The following is a 20,253-nucleotide window of genomic DNA, read 5'->3' as shown; positions in this document are numbered from 1 at the left end:
CATGACGCTATCCGAACCCTTCGCTGACGCGCGCCCGGAAACAGGGTACAGCCGGGCAGAAATCGCTAACCTTCCCGGCGGTGCCTTCTTCGAAGGCCAATGGCAGACCGCCGACATGATCCTGGAAATACGCGACCCTGAAGACGGCATTCTGCTTGGCCGGGTCTGTTCCTCTTCGCCCCAGGACGTCCGCCGGGCAGTCGCCCACATCCACCGCCATCTACGGGCTGCGGAGTGGCCTTTGCGGTCCCGCAGACAGGCGTTGGAGACCGCAGCGCAGCTTCTCGCTGATCAATCCGGGCGATTCGCCCGGATCATCGCCGCGGAGAGCAGCAAAACCATCACCGAGGCGGAGCGTGAGGTGCGCCGCTGCATTGAAACCCTGCGCCTTTCAGCTGCCGCCTCCGGAGAACTTACAGGGGAGACCCTGGGCTTCGAGGACAGCATGGCCGGTGCGGGCAAGATCGGCTGGTACAGCCGGAAGCCGGTGGGGATTGTTGCCGCGATTACTCCGTTCAACGATCCGCTGAATCTGGTGGCGCACAAGCTGGGCCCGGCCCTCATCGGCGGCAACGGCGTCGTGCTTAAGCCTTCCGGCCGTACCCCGCTGACCGGTCTGGCGTTTGTCCAGTTGCTGCTCGAAGCGGGTGTCCCGTCGGGACGCATCGCCGCGATTGTCTCCGGGCCCGGCGTTTCCGAGGCGCTGGTGGGAGATGACCAGGTCGATCTGATTTCCTTCACCGGCGGTCCCCAGACTGCGGACCGCATTGCGGCGACAGCCGGAGCCAAAAAGATTCTCTCTGAACTGGGCGGCAACAATGCAACAATTGTCTGTTCCGACGCGGACGCCGTTCAGGCATCTGATGCCATCGTGGCCGGGGCGTTCGGTGTTGCCGGGCAAAACTGCCTTTCGGTCCAGCGCGTCTACGTGCACATCTCGCTGTTCGAGGAAGTACTCGAGCGGGTAACCCGCGGCACAAAGGCGCTCAGGACTGGGCCGAAACTCGACCGCAGCACTGACGTGGGCCCGCTCATTACCGAGGCGGAAGCCCGGAGGGTCGAGGAATGGGTCGAAGAGGCCAAGGCCGCCGGGGCACGCATCCATGCCGGGGGGAAGCGGCGGAACGCCTACTACGAGCCGACGGTCCTGACCGATGCGCCGGCGGAATGCCGGGTGATCCGTGAGGAAGTGTTTGGTCCGGTCGTCAGCATCATGCCCTTCAACAGCGTCGCAGACGCTGTCCATGCCGCCAACAGCTCCGACTACGGACTGCAGGCCGGCGTCTTTACACAGTCCATCGACCAGGCGCTGGCCCTCGCCGACAAGCTGCACGTGGGCGCCGTGGTGATCAACGAGACCAGCGACGTCCGCATCGATTCCATGCCCTTCGGCGGCTTCAAGAAGTCCGGCGTGGGGCGGGAAGGCGTCCGGTATACCGTCCACGAGATGACGGAACCTAAAAGCACCATAGTCAACCTTGGAGGACCGGGCGCCCGCTGGCAGCAGCTGCCGGGCGGCCTGCCGGAACGGAAAATATCATGAGCACCCACAAGATCGCTGTCATCCCCGGTGACGGCATCGGCAACGAAGTAGTGCCCGCGGCCATCGATTGCCTTGAGCGCATTGCGGAACTTCACTCCCTGGATCTGGAGTTTACGTACTTCGACTGGGGATCCGAATACTATGCCCGCCACGGCCGGATGATGGCCGAGGACGGGCTGGAGCAGCTCGCCAAACACCACGCCATTTTCCTGGGCGCGGTGGGGTCGCCGGACGTTCCGGACACTGAATCCCTGTGGGGGCTGCTGATCCCCATCAGGCGCGAGTTCCAGCAGTACATCAACCTGCGTCCCGTAAAAACGCTCGACGGCGTTGCGTCACCGCTTGTGGCCAAGCATCCGATCGACCTCCTCATCGTCCGGGAGAACAACGAAGGGGAGTATTCGGAGGTCGGCGGCCGCATGTACCGCGGGCTGCCCGAGGAAAGTGCCATGCAGACCACGGTCTTCACCCGACTTGGCGTGCTGCGGGCAGCGCACTATGCGGCACAGCTGGCCGCATCCAGGCGCGGGCAACTCACCTCGGCCACCAAGAGCAACGGCATCGTGCACACCATGCCGTTCTGGGACGAGGTCGTTGCCGAAGCGGTGCGCGAGTACCCGGATGTCACCCTCACCAGCGAACTCGTGGATGCACTCGCCGCCCACCTTGTCCTGAAGCCCTGGACGCTGGATGTCATTGTGGCATCCAACCTGTTCGGCGACATTCTCTCGGACCTTGGCAGTGCAGCGACAGGTTCCATCGGCTTGGCCCCCAGCGCCAACCTGAACCCGGAGGGGGACCACCCGTCCCTCTTCGAGCCGGTCCACGGTTCGGCTCCGGATATTGCCGGAAAGGGTCTGGCAAACCCGGTGGGGCAGATCTGGTCGGGGGCGATGATGCTGGAGCACCTCGGCCATCCCGAGGCAGCCGCCCACCTGCAGGCCGCGTTCGAATCGGCGCTGCGCGACGGCTTCGGCACCCGGGATGTTGGGGGAGCCTCGTCGACGTCGGAGTTCACGGCTGCGGTGGTGGCTGCTATTGACGCGCTTACCGCAAACTACGCGGACAGCACGAGCGCAACGTCAGCGCGATGACCGCACCGGAGCGCAAGCGCCCCGTCGTCGCGGCCCTCTACCGGGAGGCGTTGCCGCCCCGCCTGGCGGAGGTCGAGGAGCTCGCGGAGGTTCGGCTGACCAAGGCGGACGGTTTTGCGGAGGCTCTGGAGGGCGCCGACGTGCTGTATCAGTGGCACTCGTTCTCCCCGGCTTTGCGGGAGAACTGGGGGGCCGCCGCGTCCCTGCAATGGGTCCATGTCACGGCGGCGGGGGTCAGCCAGCTGATGTTTGATGAGCTGATCCGCAGCGACATTACCTACACGAACTCCCGGGGCGTGCTTAGCCGGGCGATCGCGGAGTTCGCACTGGGTTTTGTGCTGGACTTGGCCAAGGACGCGCAGGGTTCGTTCCGGCTGCAGCAGCAGCAACGCTGGCAGCACCGTGTCACCCGCAAGATACACGGCCAGCGCGTCCTGGTGGTGGGAACCGGATCCATCGGCCGGGAGATCGCCCGGCTCTTCCGCGCCGTCGGCATGGACGTCGACGGCGCGGGCCGGACCGGTCGTCCCGGGGACGCGGACTTCGGCCGCATCCACTCCTCGCCCGACCTCGCCGGGATCGTCCACGGCTACGACGTAGTTGTGCTCGCAGCACCACTGACGGCTGAGACCAGTGGATTGGTCGGCGCAGACGTCCTCGCGGCCATGAAGCAGTCCGCGTATCTGATCAACGTGGGCCGCGGGCCCCTGGTGGATACCGGGGCACTGACTGAAGCGCTGGCCTCGGGAGCGATTGCGGGCGCCGCCCTTGATGTGGTGCATCCCGAGCCGCTGCCGGACGGCCACGCCCTGTGGGGCATGGAGAACGTCATCATCACACCCCACATGAGCGGTGACACGGACGACTATCTCGATGACCTCAGCAAGCTGTTCGTGGACAACCTGAAACGGTACTGCAGCGGCGAGCCGCTGGAGAACGTCGTGGACAAGGCCCTCGGGTTCGTCCCGACTCCTGATCCCTACGCCAATTAACCATCGATTGCTTCGTAGGCGCCCACAGCGCCCGTCCCCACCTGCAATTAAGGAGGCACCATGCCCACCCTTGCCAAAGCCTTTGTCGCGCCTTCGCCCACCGCCCCCTTGGAACCCGGCACCGTTGAACGCCGTGAGCCCGGTGAATTCGACGTACAGATTGCCATCAAATTCACAGGGATCTGCCATTCCGATATCCACACGGCACGTGGCGATTGGGCGAGCGTGAACTACCCGGTGGTCGTTGGGCACGAGATTGCCGGCATCGTCGAAGCGGTCGGATCCAAAGTGACACGCTATTCAGCGGGAGACCGCGTCGGCGTGGGCTGCTTTGTCGATTCCTGCCGCGACTGCGCCAGCTGCCGTGCCGGCGAAGAACAGCACTGCCTCCTGGGATCCGTCAGCACGTACAACTCGGTGGGCCGGGACGGCCTGCCGACAGCGGGGGGCTACAGCACCAGCATTGTCGTGGACGAGAACTATGTGCTGCGGATTCCTGACGGCATCTCGCTTGAGGCTGCCGCACCCTTGCTGTGTGCCGGCATCACCATGTACTCGCCGCTGCGGAACTGGAACGCCGGGCCTGGGAAGCGTGTGGCCATCATTGGCATGGGCGGGCTGGGCCACATGGGTGTCAAGATCGCGGCTGCCCTGGGTGCGGAAGTCACGGTACTCAGCCAGTCGCTCAAGAAGCAGGAAGACGCGCTCCGCCTGGGTGCCCAGGAATATTACGCCACGTCCGACCCCGCCACCTTCGAAGTCCTGGCGGGTCACTTTGATCTGATCATCAACACCGTTTCGGCCGATATCGACGTCGACGATTACCTTGCGCTGCTGGCGTTGGACGGCACCATGGTTCTCGTGGGGCTGCCTGTGAAGCCGCTTAACCAACGCGCCTGGTCACTGGTCAGCTTCCGGCGCAGCCTCGCCGGATCCAAGATGGGCGGTATACGGCAGACGCAGGAAATGCTGAACTTCTGTGCAGCCCGCGGCCTAGGGGCAGAGGTCGAGGTCATTCCGGCGAGCAAAATCAACGACGCCTTCGACCGGGTTATCGCCAGTGATGTGCGCTACCGCTTTGTGATCGACGCAGGCACGTTCTAGGACCTTTCAAAGCTGTGGGCCTGACCCTTCTCCGGGCAGGCCCACAGGACGGCAGTTGCTGGCCGCGATGGCGCCCAGCCATGTGTGAACCTCGGCCGAAACGTGCGCTCCCGGCAGGCCGGGAGCGCACGTTTCTAATGCGTGCCCGTCGTCAATTAGCTGATCGGAGTGGGCGGCCGCTCGCCGCGGAGCACGGCGAGCGTGTTGTCGGCGGCGAGCACTGCCATGGCGGTGCGCGTCTCGACGGTGGCGGAGCCGAGGTGCGGCACGAGTGTCACATTTTCCAGGTCCAGCAACTCGGGGTGGACCTGGGGCTCGTGCTCGAAGACGTCGAGCCCGGCGCCCGCGATAACGCCTTCGCGCAGCGCGGCGGCGAGGGCAGCTTCGTCGACGATGGGTCCGCGTGCGGTGTTGACGAGGTATGTCGAGCTCTTCATTGCTGCGAGCTGCTCGGCGCCGATCAGATGGTGCGTTGCGGCTCCGTAGGGGCAGTGCAGCGAAATGACATCGGAAACAGTCAGCAACTCGTCCAGATCAACCCGCCGGGCGCCCAGTTCCGCGGCGATCGCAGGGTCGATCTCGCTGCGCGACTGGTAGACGATGTCCATGCCGAAGGCCTTGGCCCGGCGTGCCGTCGCCTGACCGATGCCGCCCATGCCGACGACGCCCAGGGTCTTGCCTTGCAGGCTGCTGCCGAGCAGGAAGAACATGCCCCACTTCCACGCCTGGCCGGCGCGGATGAGCCGTTCGCCCTCACCGAGCCGACGGGTTGTCATGAGGATGAGCCCGAAGGCGATGTCGGCGGTCGCCTCGGTGAGTACGCCGGGTGTGTTGGTGGCGACAACACCCCGTCCGGTGCAGGCCGGCACGTCGATGTTGTCATAGCCGACGGCGACGTTGGAGACGACCTTGAGCTGCGGGCCCGCGGCGTCGAGCAACTCGCCGTCGATGCGTTCGGTGAGAAGGCTCACGATGGCATCCGCCCCCGCCACACGGCGCAAGAGCTCCTCGCGGCCAATCGACTCCGGACCGGTCCAGGCATCGACCTCGTGCTCGGCACGAAGCTTTTCGAGTGCGGCGTCGGGCACCTTGCCCGTAACTACTACCCGGCTCATGCCGTCTCGATCCACTCGCGCAGGCGTCCGAGGCCATCGCGGATGTCTGGAACCTCGATGCCCGAGTAGGCGAGCCGGATGTACTGCCGCTCCTCGCCGGGCAGGCGTCGGCCGAAGTGCTCGCGTGTGCAGAAGGAGACGCCAGTCTTGTAGAGGGCGTCAGTGGCAAAGTCGCCGACTGCCGTGTAGCCCATGCGCTCCATGGCCCCGGTGACGTCGGGGAAGAGGTAGAACGTCGACTGCGGCACAGCTACGTGCATGCCTGGGATGGAGTTCACGAGTTCGCAGGCGGTGTCCCGGCGTGTCTGCAGGGTGCCAAGCATCTGCTGCACAGATTCCTGGGGGCCGCGGAGCGCTTCGACGCCGGCCCACTGCACGTAGTGCGTCGTGCAGGACTCATCGTTGGTGTTGAGCGTGCTGAGCACCTGGGCGATCTCGCGCGGGGCGACGGCGCAACCGAGGCGCGAACCGGTCATGGCAAACTTCTTGCTGAACGTGTAGAGGATGACGGTGCGCTCTGCCATGCCGGGAATCGATGTGATCGAGCTCGAGACGCCCTCGTAGCGGGTCTCGAAGTAGGCCTCGTCGGAGAGGACCCAGAGGTCGTGTTCTATTGCGAGCTGTGCGATGGCCTCGCGCTCGGCTGCAGTCGATTCGGCTGAGATGGGGTTCTGCAGGTCGTTGTAGATGATTGCGACCGTGTTGGGCGTGATCGACGAGCGGATCTGCTCGAGGTCGATGGCGAAGCCCGTGCTCGTGGGCACATAGCGGTAGGGTACAGCCGTGCCGCCGAGGTACTCGATCTGCGATTCATAGATCGGGAAGCCGGGGTTGGGGTAGAGCACTTCCTGGCCGGGGTTCATGACCGCCTGCAGGAACTTTGTGATGACGGGCTTGCCGCCGGTCATCACGACCACGTTCTCGGGGGAGAACTCGATACCGCGGCGAGAGCCGATGTCGTCGGCGAGGGCTTCACGCAGCTGCGGGATGCCGGGACCGGGGCAGTAGCCCGTGTAGCCGTCCGCGATCGCCCGGTTCATCGCTTCCACGATGTTCGGCGCGGTGGGGATGTTGATATCGCCGAGGTGGAAGGGGTACACCAGGTTCCCCTTCGCTTTCCAGGCGGCCGCGGCCTGGGCGACGCTGAAGGCGGTTTCTGTGCCTAGGCGTTCGAGCCGGTGCGCGAGTTGCTGCATGCTGTTCCACTCCTCATCGAGTTGACGATCGATCCTCCGAAAAACCAGATCTTGCGAGACCTAATATATATCAAAGGGCAAAACTAATATATCAGACCGAAAAGTGATCCGCATCTCGGTGGATAATCGATGAGCTTCTTGCGGATTCAGAACCTCACGGGAACGGGCGGGATCCAGTTGCGGGAGCATAGCGGCGTTCACCCCAGCAGGGCTCGGGTGTGGTCGTTGAGGAATATTCCGCGGGGGTCGAACTCGCGGCGGACCTGTATGAACGTGTCCAGTTCCGGATAGAGGCGTTCCAGGCGGCTCCTGGTCATGAAATGGATCTTGCCCCAGTGCGCACGCGGCTCGAATTCCTGCAGCACCGCATCGGCGTCCCGGAAGTACTGCCAGTAGTCGGTTCCGGGTTCGGTGGTCAGGGTGATAACAGTGGTGTCGCGTCCTTGGAACTGGGACATGTAACCTTCATCGGCTTTCACCCAGCGGACCTCGACGGGGTACTTCTGGTCGCTGTGCCTGGTGCGGATCAGGTCCTGGATGGCCTCGACCGCCGTAAAGCCGTCCTCGCTACGAACGAAGTACTCGAGTTCATGGAACTGGGTGGTGAAGCCGCCCGGATAGATACGGTACGAGCGGTCCAAGCGGGCTCCTTCCACACCCGAGATTTCGCGTTCGTCGCGGATGTGCGCGATGTTGTACCGCTTGGTGTAGCTCCGGTCTGCCATGCGCTGGCCCGGCGAGCCCGGAAGGTCCAGGAGCTCGCACGAACCCTCTTCCGGGCACCAGAGGAAGGAATAATGCCTGTTCGCGTCGATGTCCGTCTGCCACGTAGCCGTGGTTTCTTCCCACGTGGGATAGGTGACCTCCTCCTGCAGGTAGTAGCTGTCCTCAACGGCAAGTTCCACTTCCAGGAAAATTCCGAGGGTGCCCAAAGCAACCTGTGCAGCCCGGAGTTCGCGGAGTTGGCCTTCTGCGATCTCGACGATCTCGCCGTACCCGTTGATGAGCTTCACCCAGCGGAGATTGGAAGAGAAGCTGCCCAGGTTCTTACCGGAACCGTGGGTACTGGTGGCAAGCGCCCCGGCGATTTGCTGCTTGTCGATGTCACCCTGGTTGCCGAGGGCCAGGCCCTGTTCCCACAGCGGGTCACCGAACGCGTTGATGGTGGTGCCGGCCAAGGCCCTGGCACGACGCCGGACACGGTCGGTTCCGGTGATCGCGGAGAGGGCGGACATGTCCATCAGGACACCGCCCGTCTGGACCAGCGGCGAGGACGAATGCCCTGAGCCAACCGCCCGCACGGGCAAGCCTTCGCGGATGGCGAACCGGACGGCGTCGAGCGCTTCCTGTTCAGTCCGTGGCCGGACGGTGAAGGCCGGCGTGGCGCTCTGGTTCCCGCCCCAGTTGGTCCACGTGACGTCCGTCCCGAAGGGGGCGGACGGAGTGGCGGCGCGTGCCGGGGATGCGTTGCGGGGAATGTTGGTGGTGGTCATTGCTAAAGCTCCGTTGCTTGTCTAACGCTCATGCGCCGTGGTTGATCATGACGTGCTTAGTGCGGGAGTAATCGTCCAGGGCGTAGAGCGAGAGGTCGCGGCCGTAGCCGGAACCCTTGAAGCCGCCCCACGGTACCTCGCATGCCAGTACCAGGTGTGCATTGACCCACACGGTGCCGAAGTCCAGCTGTTTGGGAACCCGCAGGGACAGGCTGGAATCCTTGGTCCATACCGACGCGGACAGGCCGTACGGGCTCTCGTTTGCCCGGGTGACGGCCTCTTCAGTGGAACTGAAGGACTCAACCGAGACGACGGGGCCGAAGATCTCGTGGGTAGCAATGTGCGCCCCGGCCGGTACATTGCTGATCACTGTCGGCTCAATGAAGTAGCCGGGGCCTTCCAAGGCCGAACCGCCGATGGCCACGTTCAGGCCGGCAGCCCTGGCCTCGGCCAGGGATTCCTGCACGCGGTCGAAGTGCGGGCGCGAAATCATGGGACCGATTTCCACGTCATCTCCGGCCCCCGGCGCCCCGATCACCAGCGTGCTGACTTCGCGCACCAGATGCTCGGTGAACTCCTCCGCCACTGACTCGTGCACGAGCACGCGGCAGGCAGCACCACAGTCCTGGCCGGCGTTCCAGAAGCCGGCATTTCGCACCCCGGCGGCGGCGGCGCGGAGGTCAGCGTCGGGAAAGACAACAACCGGAGCCTTGCCACCCAGTTCCAGGTGGACGCGCTTGACCGACTTGGCCGCCGTCTCGGCAACGGCCTGTCCGCTGACGACGCTTCCGGTCAACGCGACGAGCGCAACATCAGGATGTTCCGCGAGCCGCTGTCCGACTGTCCGTCCCTGTCCCGTCACCACGTTGAGAATTCCATCGGGAATGCGTCCGGCCACGAGTTCTGCGAGCTTGAGCGTGGACAGCGGCGTCTGCTCGGAAGGCTTCAGGACGATGCTGTTTCCCGCAGCCAGGATGGGCGCGATCTTCCAGGCGGCCATCAGCAGGGGGTAGTTCCACGGGGTGATGACGCCGACGACGCCCACGGGTTCCCGAAGGATGACCGATGTGTGCCCGGTTGCGTAGTCACCGCCGGCCATGGAGGTCAGCGTGCGGGAAGCTCCTGCCATGAAGCGGAACGTGTCGATAGTGCTTGAGACGTCGTCCTCCGCGACGGTGCGCGGTTTGCCGGTGTTGGCTGACTCGATGCTTTCGAAGGCTTCCCGGTTGGCTTCGATGATGTTGGCGATCAGGGTCAGCACCTCGGAGCGTTCCTTCGGGGTGGTGGCACCCCAGGACTTCTGGGCCGCCACGGCGGCTTCGACAGCGGAATCAACATCTGCCGCTGTGCCGGCCTGCACGGAGGCGATGACCTGCTCGGTGGTGGGATCCACGACGTCGATGATGTGGGTGGAGGAGCCCGGAGCAAACGATCCGCCAATGAAGTGCCCGGCGGGCGGCAGCGGGAGTGGCAGTACGCCTGCAGGGCTGTGATCCGAGGGGGACCGTCGGACGGTGAACTGTTCGGTGTCAGTGAGTGTCATGATGTTTCGCTTTCAGAGGAGGTCGGTTGCGAGTGCGGGGGAGGGAAAGGGTGCGGCTTCCGTCTTCTTCCCGAAGACGCGGGCCGTGAAGTAGTAGAGCGGAGCGACGACTGCCAGCCCGACGATCCAGGAGATGTCCACCCCGCCCATCGCGGCGGCCAAAGGGCCGGTGTAGACGGCGGTGGCGGAGAACGGGACCTGGATCAGGGCGCCTGTCACGTAGGAGCCGATGGCGACCCAATTGAACCGGCCGTACACGCCGCCGTCGCGCTTGAAGAAGTCTTCAACCCGGTAGTCACCGTGCCGCAGAAGGTAGTAGTCCACCAGGTTGATGGCTGTCCAGGGAACCAGGACGTACATCAGGAAGGAGAGGAAGTTGGTGTAGAAGAGGATGAAATTGTCGCGGGCGAACAGCGCGATCAGCAGTGCGAGCGCAAACAGGATGACCGCCGCGATGCTGCGGGTCTTGGCGTGCGGCAACCAGTTCGGCCGGAACGTCTGCCCGATGGTGAGGGTACACAGCACGCCGCAGTAGAGGTTCATGGCGTTCGACGCCGCGACGCCCAGGCAGAAGATGCCAACAATGATCAGGGTCCACGGCTGGAGCAGTGTGCCCAGGCTGCCGACGATTTCCACGTTGCCGGCCGCGCTGCTCATGGCCACGGCGATCGTACCCACCAGGGCCCCGAGGATCATGGGGAACAGCGTGCCCAGGACACAGCCTGAGTAGGACGCCCAGAACGCCGGGGCAGAGCCCGTGCCTTGGGGCATGTAGCGGGAGTAGTCGGAGACGTAAGGCGCGTAGGCGAGTTGCCACAGGGCGGAGACGGAAATGGTCCCCATGAAGCCAACCCAGTTGAAGTTGCCCTGCTCAAGGAAGCTGGCAGGCAGGCCATGCACCACCAGGATCCAGCCGAAAGCCAGCAGCAGCGCCAGGCCGGCGGCCACACTCAGGACGCGCGCATAGGCGTGGATGAGCCGGTAACCGAAAATCGTGGCGATGACGCTGACTACGCCGATGATGATGATGCCGGCATCAACACTGATGCCCGGGCTGACGGCAGCCATCGCTTCGCCGCCGAAAACCAGGTTCGCCGCGAAGAATCCGACGTACATGATCACCACGATGACCACGATCAGCAATGCCCCGAAGGAGCCGAACTGTCCGCGGGTCTGGATCATCTGTGCCACGCCCAGTTGCGGGCCTTGGGCGGAGTGCAGCGCCATGAAGATGCCGCCCACCACGTTGCCGATGATGATGCCCACGATCGCCGGCACAAAGCCGAGGCCGAACACCGTGGTGGCGAGGCCGCCGGTAACGATGGTCATGATCATGATGTTGGAACCAAACCAGATGGTGAAGAGGTCCCGGGCTTTCCCGTGGCGTTCGTTCGCGGGGATCGGCTGGATGGTCTTGTCCTCAAGACGGGGCACTTCGGCTGCGGCGACGGGAGTGGTTTGAGTGCTCATCATGCGTTCCAGGAGGCTGCTTGCAGTTCACGGGCGGGAATGGGGGCCTTGCTGCGGTTCACCATGAGGGCGAGCAGGTCGAAGACGAGGGTGGCCGCGGCGACTGTGGTGATGTCCGCGTGGTCGTAGGCCGGAGCGACCTCCACGACGTCGGCGCCCACAATGTTGATGCCGTTCAGTCCGCGCAGCAGTGCCAGGAGCTCGCGGGAGTGGAGTCCGCCCATTTCGGGGGTGCCGGTACCCGGTGCGTAGGCAGGGTCCAGGACGTCGATGTCGATGGAGACGTAGACGGGAGTGTCGCCGAGCCGCTCCTTGACCTGTTGGATGGCTGCGGGGACGCCGATGACATCCAGATCGGAGCAGCGGATGATCTGGAAACCGAACTCGTGGTCGCGGAGGAAATCGTTGCGGTCATAGACCGGCCCGCGGATGCCGACGTGCATGGACTTGTCTTCCACCAGGAGTCCTTCCTCGAAGGCCCGCCGGAAGATGGTTCCGTGGGTGACCGGCTGGTCGAAGTACGTGTCCCACGTGTCCAGGTGGGCGTCGAAGTGCAACAACGCGACCGGTCCGTGGACCTTGTTCAAGGCCCGCAGCATCGGTAGGGCAATGGTGTGGTCGCCACCGATGGAGATGAGTTTCTTGTCTTCGCTGATCAGGGGCAGCGCCTGTTCTTCGATTTCGCGGACCGCCCGTGTGATGTCGTAAGGCGTGCAGGCGATGTCGCCGGCGTCCACAACCTGGGCTTCGTAGACAGGCTCAACGTCGAGTTCGGGGTGGTATCCGGGGCGAAGGAGCCGGGAGGCTTCGCGGACTGCGGCAGGACCGAAACGGGCGCCGGGCCGGAAGGAGGTCCCGCCGTCGAACGGTACACCGACGATCGCAATGTCGTAGTCCGGAACGCGGTCGATCTGGGCCAGCCTGGCGAACGTGCCGAGGCCTGCATACCGGGGAACTTTTGTTGCGTCGACGGGGCCGATGGGCTTGTGCGTTGTCATGCCGGGATCCTTCGGTTGCTGTGCTGCCGGTTGTGGCGCCGGCGGCGGTTCGGGGGAGGTGTTATGTCGCTCGCCGTTGAGCGGGAAGGTTGAGCGGGAAGGTTGAGCGGGAAGTAAGTAATCCAATTCTTGGTGACGCGGATCACGGCGTATAGCGGTAGATTGACTACAAATGGCCGGGGCGCTTATACATATGTCTAAGTGGCCGCCGGATGGCCCGGAAACCAAGGACGTGGGAGCGCAGTTCCATGGCGATTAATGTGGCCGAGCTCGTGGCGGAACCGCAGCTGGGACTCACGCTGCTGGCCGGCTCCGCAGGCAGTGGCAACCGGATCACGTGGGCCCACACATCTGATCTGCCGAGGCTGTGGGAATGGGTCACCGGCGGCGAACTGATGATGACCAACGGCCTGTCCATCCCAGCCGATGCGGCCGGGCAGGTTGCGCTCGCCGAGGCGCTGGTGGATGCGGGCGCCAGTGCGCTGGCCATCGGAGAGAAGATGCACGCGCCGAACCTGTTGCCTGAGTTCCTGGCTGCTTGCGAACGGCTGCCGCTGCCGCTTATCAACGTCCCCTATCCGCTGCCCTTCATCGCCATCGCGCGGACAGTGGCTGAATCTTCCCTATTGGAGGAATCGCGGCGCCTGCGCCAGACCGCCCGGATTTACGACCTGCTCCGCACTGCCGGAGCATCGGCGGACCACCTGCAAGGCCTTCTTCGGGGCCTCGCAGGCGAGCTCGACGCAGACCTGTTCGTCGTGGACCGGCGCTGCCTTCATCCGTGGCATCCGGACGGCCAGCCGCTGCCGGATTTCCTGCAGGCGGAACTCGCCACGCTCACCGGCCGAATTTCCTTGGCCGGAAAGAAGTTCCAGTGGCACCGGCTTCAGGGCAGGCACGTGCTGATGATGGACATCCCCACGCACGGCAATGCGCTCCTGGTGGTGCTTCCCAACGCCGATCCGCACCCGGACGCCGTCGTTCTTCTGCATGCGGCAACGGTGCTGGGGCTGGAACTTTCACGAAAAGTCCTGTCCCTGGAAAGCCAGCACCGCCTGGCGAGCGAATTCCTGTTGCAGGCGGTCGACGGCCGGCTGGGAACGGCGGAACTGGAGAGCCGGCTCACGGCTTTTGATGTTCCGGCGCAGGATTTCGTGTTGGTTTCGATATCGGCTGACGACGCCGAGCGGCTGGCGAACGTCCACGTCGAACTGTGGCGCCACGGCTTTCCGGCTGCCTGCCTGCGGCGCTTCGACACGCTTCACGTGGCGGTGTCCGCGGCCGTGACTGACGATACCTTGGTCCACTGCGCGGGACCCGATGTCCGGATCGGCATCAGCTCCCCGACGTCGGCGCCCGGAATCCAGCGTGCGTTGCAGGAATCGCTGTGGGCGCTCGGCTCGGCCAAGGGCAATGCCATGAACCTGGCCCGGTACGCCGAGGGTCCCTCCTGGCTGGGGCTAACAAGCTTCGAGGAAGGCACAGCGCTGGTGGAGCGGCTGCTCGGACCGATCTTCGCCTACGAACAGAGCCAGGAAGGCGACCTCATCGTCACGTTGAGGACCTATCTGGACACACAAAGATCATGGCAGAAGACGGCGGCGGCACTCTTCGCCCACCGGCAAACCGTCATCTACAGGATCAGAAAAATCAGCGAACTGACGGGCCTGGACATGACCGAAACTTCGACGTTGGCCCAGCTTTGGTTTGCGCTTCAAATCCACAAAGCCATGCGCCGCTAGACAAGGTTACGCTGGGCCCATATTGGTGGCGCGACTGCGGATGGATCGTGTGCGATGAAGTAGACGACCAGGGACACGCTCCATCATGTTGTCGACGTTTTCCAACGTGAGCGTGATGGTGATGGGGCTGCGTCGCTGAGAGTGCCGGGGTCAGTGTTCGCCCCGCAGACGATGACGGCTACGCGTTCGTCTTGGTGGGGCACGTAAGCGCCCGAGGTGAGCGCGGCGAGGGCCGTTGCGGCCCCGTACTCGGCGGGGATGCGGTACTCACTCCAGAGCTGTTCCCGGGCGCCAATGATGTCGTCATCATTGACCAGCACGGAGATGGGTGCTTCCTTGGAAGCCATGCTGAATGCGATGTCGCCGACGCGGCGCGCGCCCAGGGAGTCAGCGGCGATGCCGGAAACAGTCACGTCGACCGGCCTGCCCGCTTCCAGCGCCGCATGCAGGGTAGGGATCGTGACGGGTTCTGCCGCGACGATTTTCGCCCTGCCGGCTGCTGCCGCAGCCAAGCCCGCATAGAGACCACCTCCGCCGATGGCGACGACGATGGTGTCAATGCCTGGCTGGTCCTGGAGGATCTCCTCGGCGATGGTGCCGGCTCCGGCGGCGATTTCGGGCTGGTCATAGGCGTGGCAGAAAAGTGCACCACTTTGGGCGACGTACTCCTGAGCTGCCTCGTAGGCGTCGATGTACTCTGCGCCGTCCGACGGACGGTCGCGTTGTAGGCGAGGAGCCGTTCGACCTTAACGCGTGGGGCGTTCTCGGGGACGAACACAGTGGCTGGGACCCCGAGGGCGGCGGCGGCGTACGCGTTGGCCAGTCCGGCGTTGCCGCCAGATGCGGCGACCACGCCGACGGCAGGGTCGAGCTCTCCGCGCTCCAAGGCAGCGAGTTGACGGTTGAAAGCTCCGCGTGCCTTGAACACCCCTGTGTGTTGCAGGAATTCGCACTTGAGCCACAGCGGAGCAGAGGAGCTGCCGCCTTTGAGCAGGGGCGTGCGTCGAATATAGTTGCTGATTCGGTTGTCGGCGGCGAGTACGTCATCTCGTGTGATCACCCGTTGTATCCTGCCACGTGAACTGGGAATAGTCTTCGTAGACCGCGTCCCTGCGGGCACAAATTAGCGCCACGGAAGTATTCCGTGGCGCTTGTTTGCGGATGAATTGCTCGACTTTATGAACTGCTCGACTGCATCCGGCTGCGTTCCGAAATGTGCTCCACCAGTTCGCCTACACGCTCCTCTGAGTAGTTGCGCGCGATGTCACCCTGGCTGATGATGCCGACCAACCTGTGGTCAGCAATGACCGGGAGCCGGCGCACCTGGTACTTCTCCATCATTTCGATGGCTGCGTCAACGTTCGCATCGGCGTCAATCCAGTGGGGCCGGCCCGTGGCGAGGTCGCGGGCCATCATCTCGCGTGGATCACGGCCCGCGGCCACGCACTTGAGCACGATGTCCCGGTCGGTGATCATGCCCTTCAACTTGCCGTCGTCACCACAGATCGGCAACGATCCGCAGTCCAGATCCAGCATCATTCGTGCGGCATCTGCGAGGGACTGGTTCTCCTTAACACACTGTGCATCCGTAGTCATGAATTCACGTACGGCACTCATTGGTCCTCCTTCATCGATTGGGGTATCGACGCAGAGTCACCCGGCACATGCGCCGATGTTGCCAGCCTACGCCGGGCCCAGCGCCGATGTCGACGGCGGTTTCCCCTGCTTCGAGCGTCCGTCAGCCGCAGAGGAACATCGCGGACCTGGTACGGCACATACACGGACCATGGATCACAATTTTAGATGTGATTGCCCTGATTTATGAGCTATGCAGATGCCCTTGCCTCAAGTGAAAATGGATCAACCGTCACTTATGAGGGCCGCGCCGGCCACGATCCTCGCCGGAATTCCCAAAGAAGGGTTCGGCTGCGCGGGCGGATTTCAATGCCGTGCGCGTGGAGGAACGCTGTGGCAATTTGCTGAAATTAGGAGATCGACATGATTAGCCAAGAGGTTGAGGTCCTCGTCGTAGGGGCAGGTCAAGCCGGGGTTGCGATGAGCGAGCATCTGAGCGAACGCGGGATATCGCATCTGGTCCTGGAGCGGCACCGTATCGCCGAGCGCTGGCGCACGATGCGGTGGGACTCCCTGGTTGCGAACGGGCCGGCCTGGCATGACCGTTTCCCGGGCTTGGAATTCACCGACGTTGAGCCGGGGGAGTTCCCGTCAAAGGAGCAGGTGGCGGATTACTTCGTTGCCTATGCCGAGAAGATCGGCGCACCGATCCGCTGCGGCGTGGAGGTGACATCCGTGCGCAGGAAAGCCGGCGCACCCGGATTCCATGTGCAGACATCGGACGGGAACTTCGACGCACGCTACGTCGTGGCAGCTACGGGACCGTTCCAGCGGCCGGTGATCCCCGCCGTCGTTCCCAAAAGTGCCGACCTCGTGCAGATCCACTCCAGCTCTTACCGGAACCCGGCCCAGCTTCCGGAAGGCGCCGTTCTCGTTGTCGGTGCAGGGTCCTCGGGCGTGCAGATTGCCGCCGAAATCCAGCGGTCGGGGCGGCAGGTCTTCCTCTCGGTCGGGCCGCACGACCGGCCCCCGCGGAGCTACCGCGGACGCGACTTTTGCTGGTGGCTCGGAGTGCTCGGCATGTGGGACGCTTCCACCCCCGCGGCGGGCGCGGAGCACGTAACGATCGCCGTGAGCGGTGCCGACGGCGGCCACACCGTCGACTTCCGTGCCCTCGCCGAGAACGGTATTAAGCTCGTCGGCCGGACCGAAGCGTTCGTGGACGGAATCATGCACTTTGCCGAGGATCTCCGTACCAACATCGCTAACGGCGACGCTCACTATCTGGGGTTGCTCGACGAAGCTGACGAGTACATCGAGCGCAACGGCCTTGATCTCCCTGAGGAGCCCGAAGCCCGCACCCTGGGACCCGATCCGGACAACGTCACGGACCCCATTCTGGCCCTCGACCTCGCCGGCGCCGGTGTTGCCTCGATTATCTGGGCCACCGGGTTCGCCGTCGACTACAGCTGGCTGCAGGTGGACGCGTTCGACGAGAAAGGCAAGCCGCGGCAGCAACGCGGCGTCTCTACTGAGCCTGGCGTCTACTTCCTCGGGCTGCCGTGGCAGTCACGCCGCGGATCCAGCTTCATCTGGGGCGTCTGGCACGACGCCAAGTACGTCGCCGACCAGATCGCCATCCAGCGGAGCTACCTGGCCCACAACGATCAACACGCCCTGGTGGCGAGCGGCGCGGTGTGATGCCGCTGGCATAGGTGCCAGCACAACGAACAGCAACGGGGACCATGCCACGGAGGCATGGTCCCCTTCCGCTGTTGCTGCTGCTCGGTGCGGGATACCGGCCGGCAGGAAAGGCGCCGGCATGGGGGAGTCCAGCAAGAAGTCGCACACGTAGATAGGGCCCGTTGGGTGGAAATAATCCACCCAACGGGCCCTCATAAGGTGCCGTTCGACGTCAGCCCAGCCCGGCCACCAGCCCGGCTACCGATCTGGCCGAGACCTGGCCGAAAGACCACAAACAGAAAACCCCGGCTACTCTGCCAGGTAGTCCAGCGCAGTGAGCGCCAAGGCGGCCGCGCCATCATGGATGGCAAGGTTGGCTGCCTCGCCGACGCAATGGGTGGCGAACTCGGGTTGGTGATTTGCCGCAGGGAAGCAGCCGAGCCCTATATAGGGATGGATGGCCGGAACCACTTGGGACACGTTGCCCATGTCGGTTGAGGCCCGGTTCATGGTCGCCTGCTCCGGCGGGGCGTTGAAGTCCCTGCCAAGTGACTCCGCATGCCTGACATACAGTTCGAGCGCCCGCAGATCCGTGCGGAACTCCGAGTACGGCTCCGATTCCGGGGTTACTGACAGTTCGCAGCCGGACGCCAAAGCGCCGGCCTCGAAGCAACGGCGGACCCGCTCTTCGAGCTTCCCCAGCTGGGCGAGTGACTCGGCACGGACGTACCAGCGGCCCTCGGTCCTTTCCGGTATTGCGTTGGGGGCTTCGCCGCCGCGCGTTTGGATGCCGTGGACGCGGGTGCCGGCGGGCAGCTGCTGGCGCAGGAGGCCCAAGGCAACCTGGGCGACGATGAAGGCGTCGTTGGCATTGACGCCTTGGTCTGGATAGGCGGCGGCGTGGGCTGACTTACCCCGGTATTCCACGTGGGTGTGGGCCACTGCGTAGGGACGCGCCTCTGCGGAGTCGACGGGGCTGGGATGCGCCATCATGGCCAGATCCAATCCAAGGAAGGCGCCCTTCTTGAGCAGTTCGATCTTCCCGCCGCCGCCTTCTTCCGCAGGCGTTCCATAGAGTTCCACGGTAAGGTCCCGCTCGGCGGCGAACTCTGTCAGCGCAACAGCGGCACCGCACGAGATAGCCGTGATGACGTTGTGGCCGCACGCGTGCCCGAGGCCTGGAAGAGCGTCGTACTCGGCCATAAGCCCGATGCGCCGTGCGCCGTTTCCGAAGACGGCCCGTATCGCGGTGGGGAAGCCCATGTACTCCTTCTCCACCTCGAATCCGTGCGACACCAGGTAATCAGCGGTCCACCCTGCGGCGCGGTGTTCCTGCCAGCCGAGCTCCGGGTTGGCATGGAGTGTCTCCGAAAGCCGGGTCAGCTCCGGGTGCTGGGCGGTGACGGCCTCCAGCACCTGGTCGCGCTGACTGCAGCGGTCACGCTGACCGCGCCGGTCGCGCTGTCCGTGCTGAACGGCCGGACTCATCGCGGTAGCAGACTCAGCGTTCATCGCCCGCCACTCCATAACCAACGGAAGACGCCGGGTCGAGCCCGCGAATCACATAGTCCTGCCGCTGCGGGAGCCAGACCTGAAGGAGCTGTTCGAGCTCCGCGATCGGGTCCTCATGCCAGTCCACACGCAGGTCAGTGTCCCGCCACCCGTGGCCGGAGACCACCGAGATGCCGGCCGAGCGAACGGGCCCAGCCTCACCGCCAGCTGCTTCGGCCGCGCGAAGGGCAGCCATGAGCCGCACTTCCAGTTCCCCTGACGTGGCTTCAAACGCGTCGCAGAGGGCCTGGGCAACGCCCGGATGCGCGAGCATGTTGCCGGCGGCAACACTGCTTGGACTGCGGCCCTCCCCGAAGATGCCGAGGGTGTGTGCGCCGCTGAAGACGGCGGACCCGCCTTTGGCGTCCAGGACCACCAGTTGCCGGTAGTCCACCGCAGGTGATTCACGCACGACGGCGTCAATCGACTCGTGTGCTGAATAGCCCGCTTGCAGCCGGTCAAGCAGGGCGTAGCCCAGCCGGGGATCAGTGATGTTCTGGGAGCTGACAGCGCCGACGCCGTCCCGCAGGTGCGCGCAGCGTGCGGCAACGGCGGGCGAGGACGAGGACACCGCGATGCCAAACCTGCCCTGCCCGTCCGTGGCAGCGATGCTGAAGGTCACGCCAGTCCCTCCGCGGAGAGCACTGCTGTGGCATCAATTTCCACGAGCCACTCCGGCCGTGCCAGCGCCTGGACGACGATCCCGGTTGATACCGGGAACACGCCCTTGAGCCAGCGGCCCATGGTCCGGTAGACGGTTTCCCGGTAACGCGGGTCGACGAGGTAGACGGTCACCTTAACGATGTCTTCCAGGCTGCTGCCGGCCTCCTTGAGCAGCATGTCGATGTTGGCCATGGCCTTTTCCGTCTGAGCTTCCACGTCGCCGATGCCTACGGACTCGCGCGTCTCCAGGTCCTGTCCGATCTGGCCGCGAAGGTAGACCACACCGTTGGCCACCACTGCCTGGCAAAGATCGTTGTCCAGGTTCTGCTCGGGGTAGGTGTCTTTCGTATTAAACGTGCGGATACGCTGGTGCTTCACTTGGCTGCTGCCTTTCAGTCCTGTTTCTGGCGGATGCTCGTATCCTTCAGCTTCCTGTGAGGCACTGAATCTGTCCAACAGTTCTTTTAGAACGATTGCATCGGTAATTGTGA

At 64.3% G+C, this 20,253-nt stretch carries 16 protein-coding genes and 1 pseudogene; 6 read left to right on the top strand and 11 right to left on the bottom strand.

Annotated elements, in window-relative coordinates; translation table 11 throughout:
• Position 1 precedes the first annotated feature (1 nt).
• From AC57BR_RS08240 to AC57BR_RS08225, 4 genes are read left to right on the top strand one after another with little or no spacing between them, the layout of a single operon-like run.
• Entirely contained in the window at positions 2-1,543 is a 1,542-nt protein-coding gene (locus AC57BR_RS08240) for an aldehyde dehydrogenase family protein (protein WP_496359347.1), read from the top strand.
• Positions 1,540-2,637: a tartrate dehydrogenase gene (locus AC57BR_RS08235; RefSeq protein ID WP_496359345.1), complete on the top strand. Its 1,098-nt coding sequence runs from the start codon at positions 1,540-1,542 to the stop codon at positions 2,635-2,637. Before AC57BR_RS08240 ends, AC57BR_RS08235 begins: the two co-directional genes overlap by 4 nt.
• The gene (locus AC57BR_RS08230) at positions 2,634-3,629 is read left to right on the top strand and encodes a D-2-hydroxyacid dehydrogenase (RefSeq protein ID WP_496359343.1); all 996 of its coding nucleotides are present in this window, start codon (positions 2,634-2,636) and stop codon (positions 3,627-3,629) included. Before AC57BR_RS08235 ends, AC57BR_RS08230 begins: the two co-directional genes overlap by 4 nt.
• Positions 3,630-3,689: 60 nt before the next feature.
• Positions 3,690-4,733: an NAD(P)-dependent alcohol dehydrogenase gene (locus tag AC57BR_RS08225; RefSeq protein ID WP_496359341.1), complete on the top strand. Its 1,044-nt coding sequence runs from the start codon at positions 3,690-3,692 to the stop codon at positions 4,731-4,733.
• A gap of 155 nt (positions 4,734-4,888) precedes the next feature.
• Here the strand turns inward: AC57BR_RS08225 and AC57BR_RS08220 are convergent, their stop codons facing one another.
• The 6 genes from AC57BR_RS08220 to speB form a co-directional block, all read right to left on the bottom strand.
• Positions 4,889-5,848 (bottom strand): 2-hydroxyacid dehydrogenase, encoded by a 960-nt coding sequence (locus AC57BR_RS08220; RefSeq protein WP_496359339.1) that lies wholly within the window; start codon positions 5,846-5,848, stop codon positions 4,889-4,891.
• On the bottom strand, positions 5,845-7,044 hold the full coding sequence (locus tag AC57BR_RS08215; RefSeq protein WP_496359337.1) for a pyridoxal phosphate-dependent aminotransferase: 1,200 nt from the start codon (positions 7,042-7,044) through the stop codon (positions 5,845-5,847). Before AC57BR_RS08215 ends, AC57BR_RS08220 begins: the two co-directional genes overlap by 4 nt.
• A 197-nt stretch (positions 7,045-7,241) precedes the next feature.
• Positions 7,242-8,537, bottom strand: a complete 1,296-nt coding sequence (locus AC57BR_RS08210) for a D-arabinono-1,4-lactone oxidase (RefSeq protein WP_496359335.1) — start codon at positions 8,535-8,537, stop codon at positions 7,242-7,244.
• Positions 8,538-8,565: 28 nt separating this feature from the next.
• Complete coding sequence (locus AC57BR_RS08205; protein ID WP_496359333.1) at positions 8,566-10,080, bottom strand: aminobutyraldehyde dehydrogenase; 1,515 nt, start codon at positions 10,078-10,080, stop codon at positions 8,566-8,568.
• A gap of 12 nt (positions 10,081-10,092) precedes the next feature.
• The gene (locus AC57BR_RS08200) at positions 10,093-11,550 is read right to left on the bottom strand and encodes a purine-cytosine permease family protein (RefSeq protein WP_496359331.1); all 1,458 of its coding nucleotides are present in this window, start codon (positions 11,548-11,550) and stop codon (positions 10,093-10,095) included.
• On the bottom strand, positions 11,550-12,548 hold the full coding sequence (gene speB / locus AC57BR_RS08195; protein ID WP_496359329.1) for an agmatinase: 999 nt from the start codon (positions 12,546-12,548) through the stop codon (positions 11,550-11,552). Before speB ends, AC57BR_RS08200 begins: the two co-directional genes overlap by 1 nt.
• A 248-nt stretch (positions 12,549-12,796) precedes the next feature.
• Here speB and AC57BR_RS08190 point away from each other — a divergent pair, with 248 nt between their 5' ends.
• Complete coding sequence (locus AC57BR_RS08190) at positions 12,797-14,290, top strand: PucR family transcriptional regulator (RefSeq protein WP_496359327.1); 1,494 nt, start codon at positions 12,797-12,799, stop codon at positions 14,288-14,290.
• Between the two features lie 83 nt (positions 14,291-14,373).
• Here the strand turns inward: AC57BR_RS08190 and AC57BR_RS08185 are convergent.
• Positions 14,374-15,350, bottom strand: a pseudogene (locus AC57BR_RS08185) (threonine/serine dehydratase).
• Positions 15,351-15,466: 116 nt separating this feature from the next.
• The gene (locus AC57BR_RS08180) at positions 15,467-15,907 is read right to left on the bottom strand and encodes a CBS domain-containing protein (RefSeq protein ID WP_496359325.1); all 441 of its coding nucleotides are present in this window, start codon (positions 15,905-15,907) and stop codon (positions 15,467-15,469) included.
• Between the two features lie 381 nt (positions 15,908-16,288).
• On the opposite strand from AC57BR_RS08180, the gene AC57BR_RS08175 reads away from it, so the two are divergent.
• Entirely contained in the window at positions 16,289-17,566 is a 1,278-nt protein-coding gene (locus AC57BR_RS08175; protein ID WP_496359323.1) for a flavin-containing monooxygenase, read from the top strand.
• A gap of 291 nt (positions 17,567-17,857) precedes the next feature.
• Here AC57BR_RS08175 and AC57BR_RS08170 read toward each other — a convergent pair whose 3' ends face one another.
• Genes AC57BR_RS08170 through AC57BR_RS08160 form a run of 3 tightly spaced genes read right to left on the bottom strand, consistent with a single transcriptional unit; the run spans position 17,858 to position 20,140 of the window.
• A complete protein-coding gene (locus tag AC57BR_RS08170) occupies positions 17,858-19,060 on the bottom strand; it encodes a M20 family metallopeptidase (RefSeq protein WP_496359321.1) in 1,203 nt (400 codons plus the stop codon).
• Complete coding sequence (locus AC57BR_RS08165) at positions 19,050-19,721, bottom strand: DUF1028 domain-containing protein (protein ID WP_496359319.1); 672 nt, start codon at positions 19,719-19,721, stop codon at positions 19,050-19,052. Before AC57BR_RS08165 ends, AC57BR_RS08170 begins: the two co-directional genes overlap by 11 nt.
• Positions 19,718-20,140, bottom strand: a complete 423-nt coding sequence (locus AC57BR_RS08160; protein ID WP_496359317.1) for a RidA family protein — start codon at positions 20,138-20,140, stop codon at positions 19,718-19,720. The genes AC57BR_RS08165 and AC57BR_RS08160 overlap by 4 nt, the downstream gene beginning before the upstream one ends.
• Positions 20,141-20,253: the final 113 nt, after the last annotated feature.

The organism is Arthrobacter sp. BGA-UO-ETr-C19, assembly GCF_059568005.1.
The sequence above is the reverse complement of the archived record's forward strand: the minus strand, read 5'-3'. Positions and strand labels throughout refer to the sequence as shown.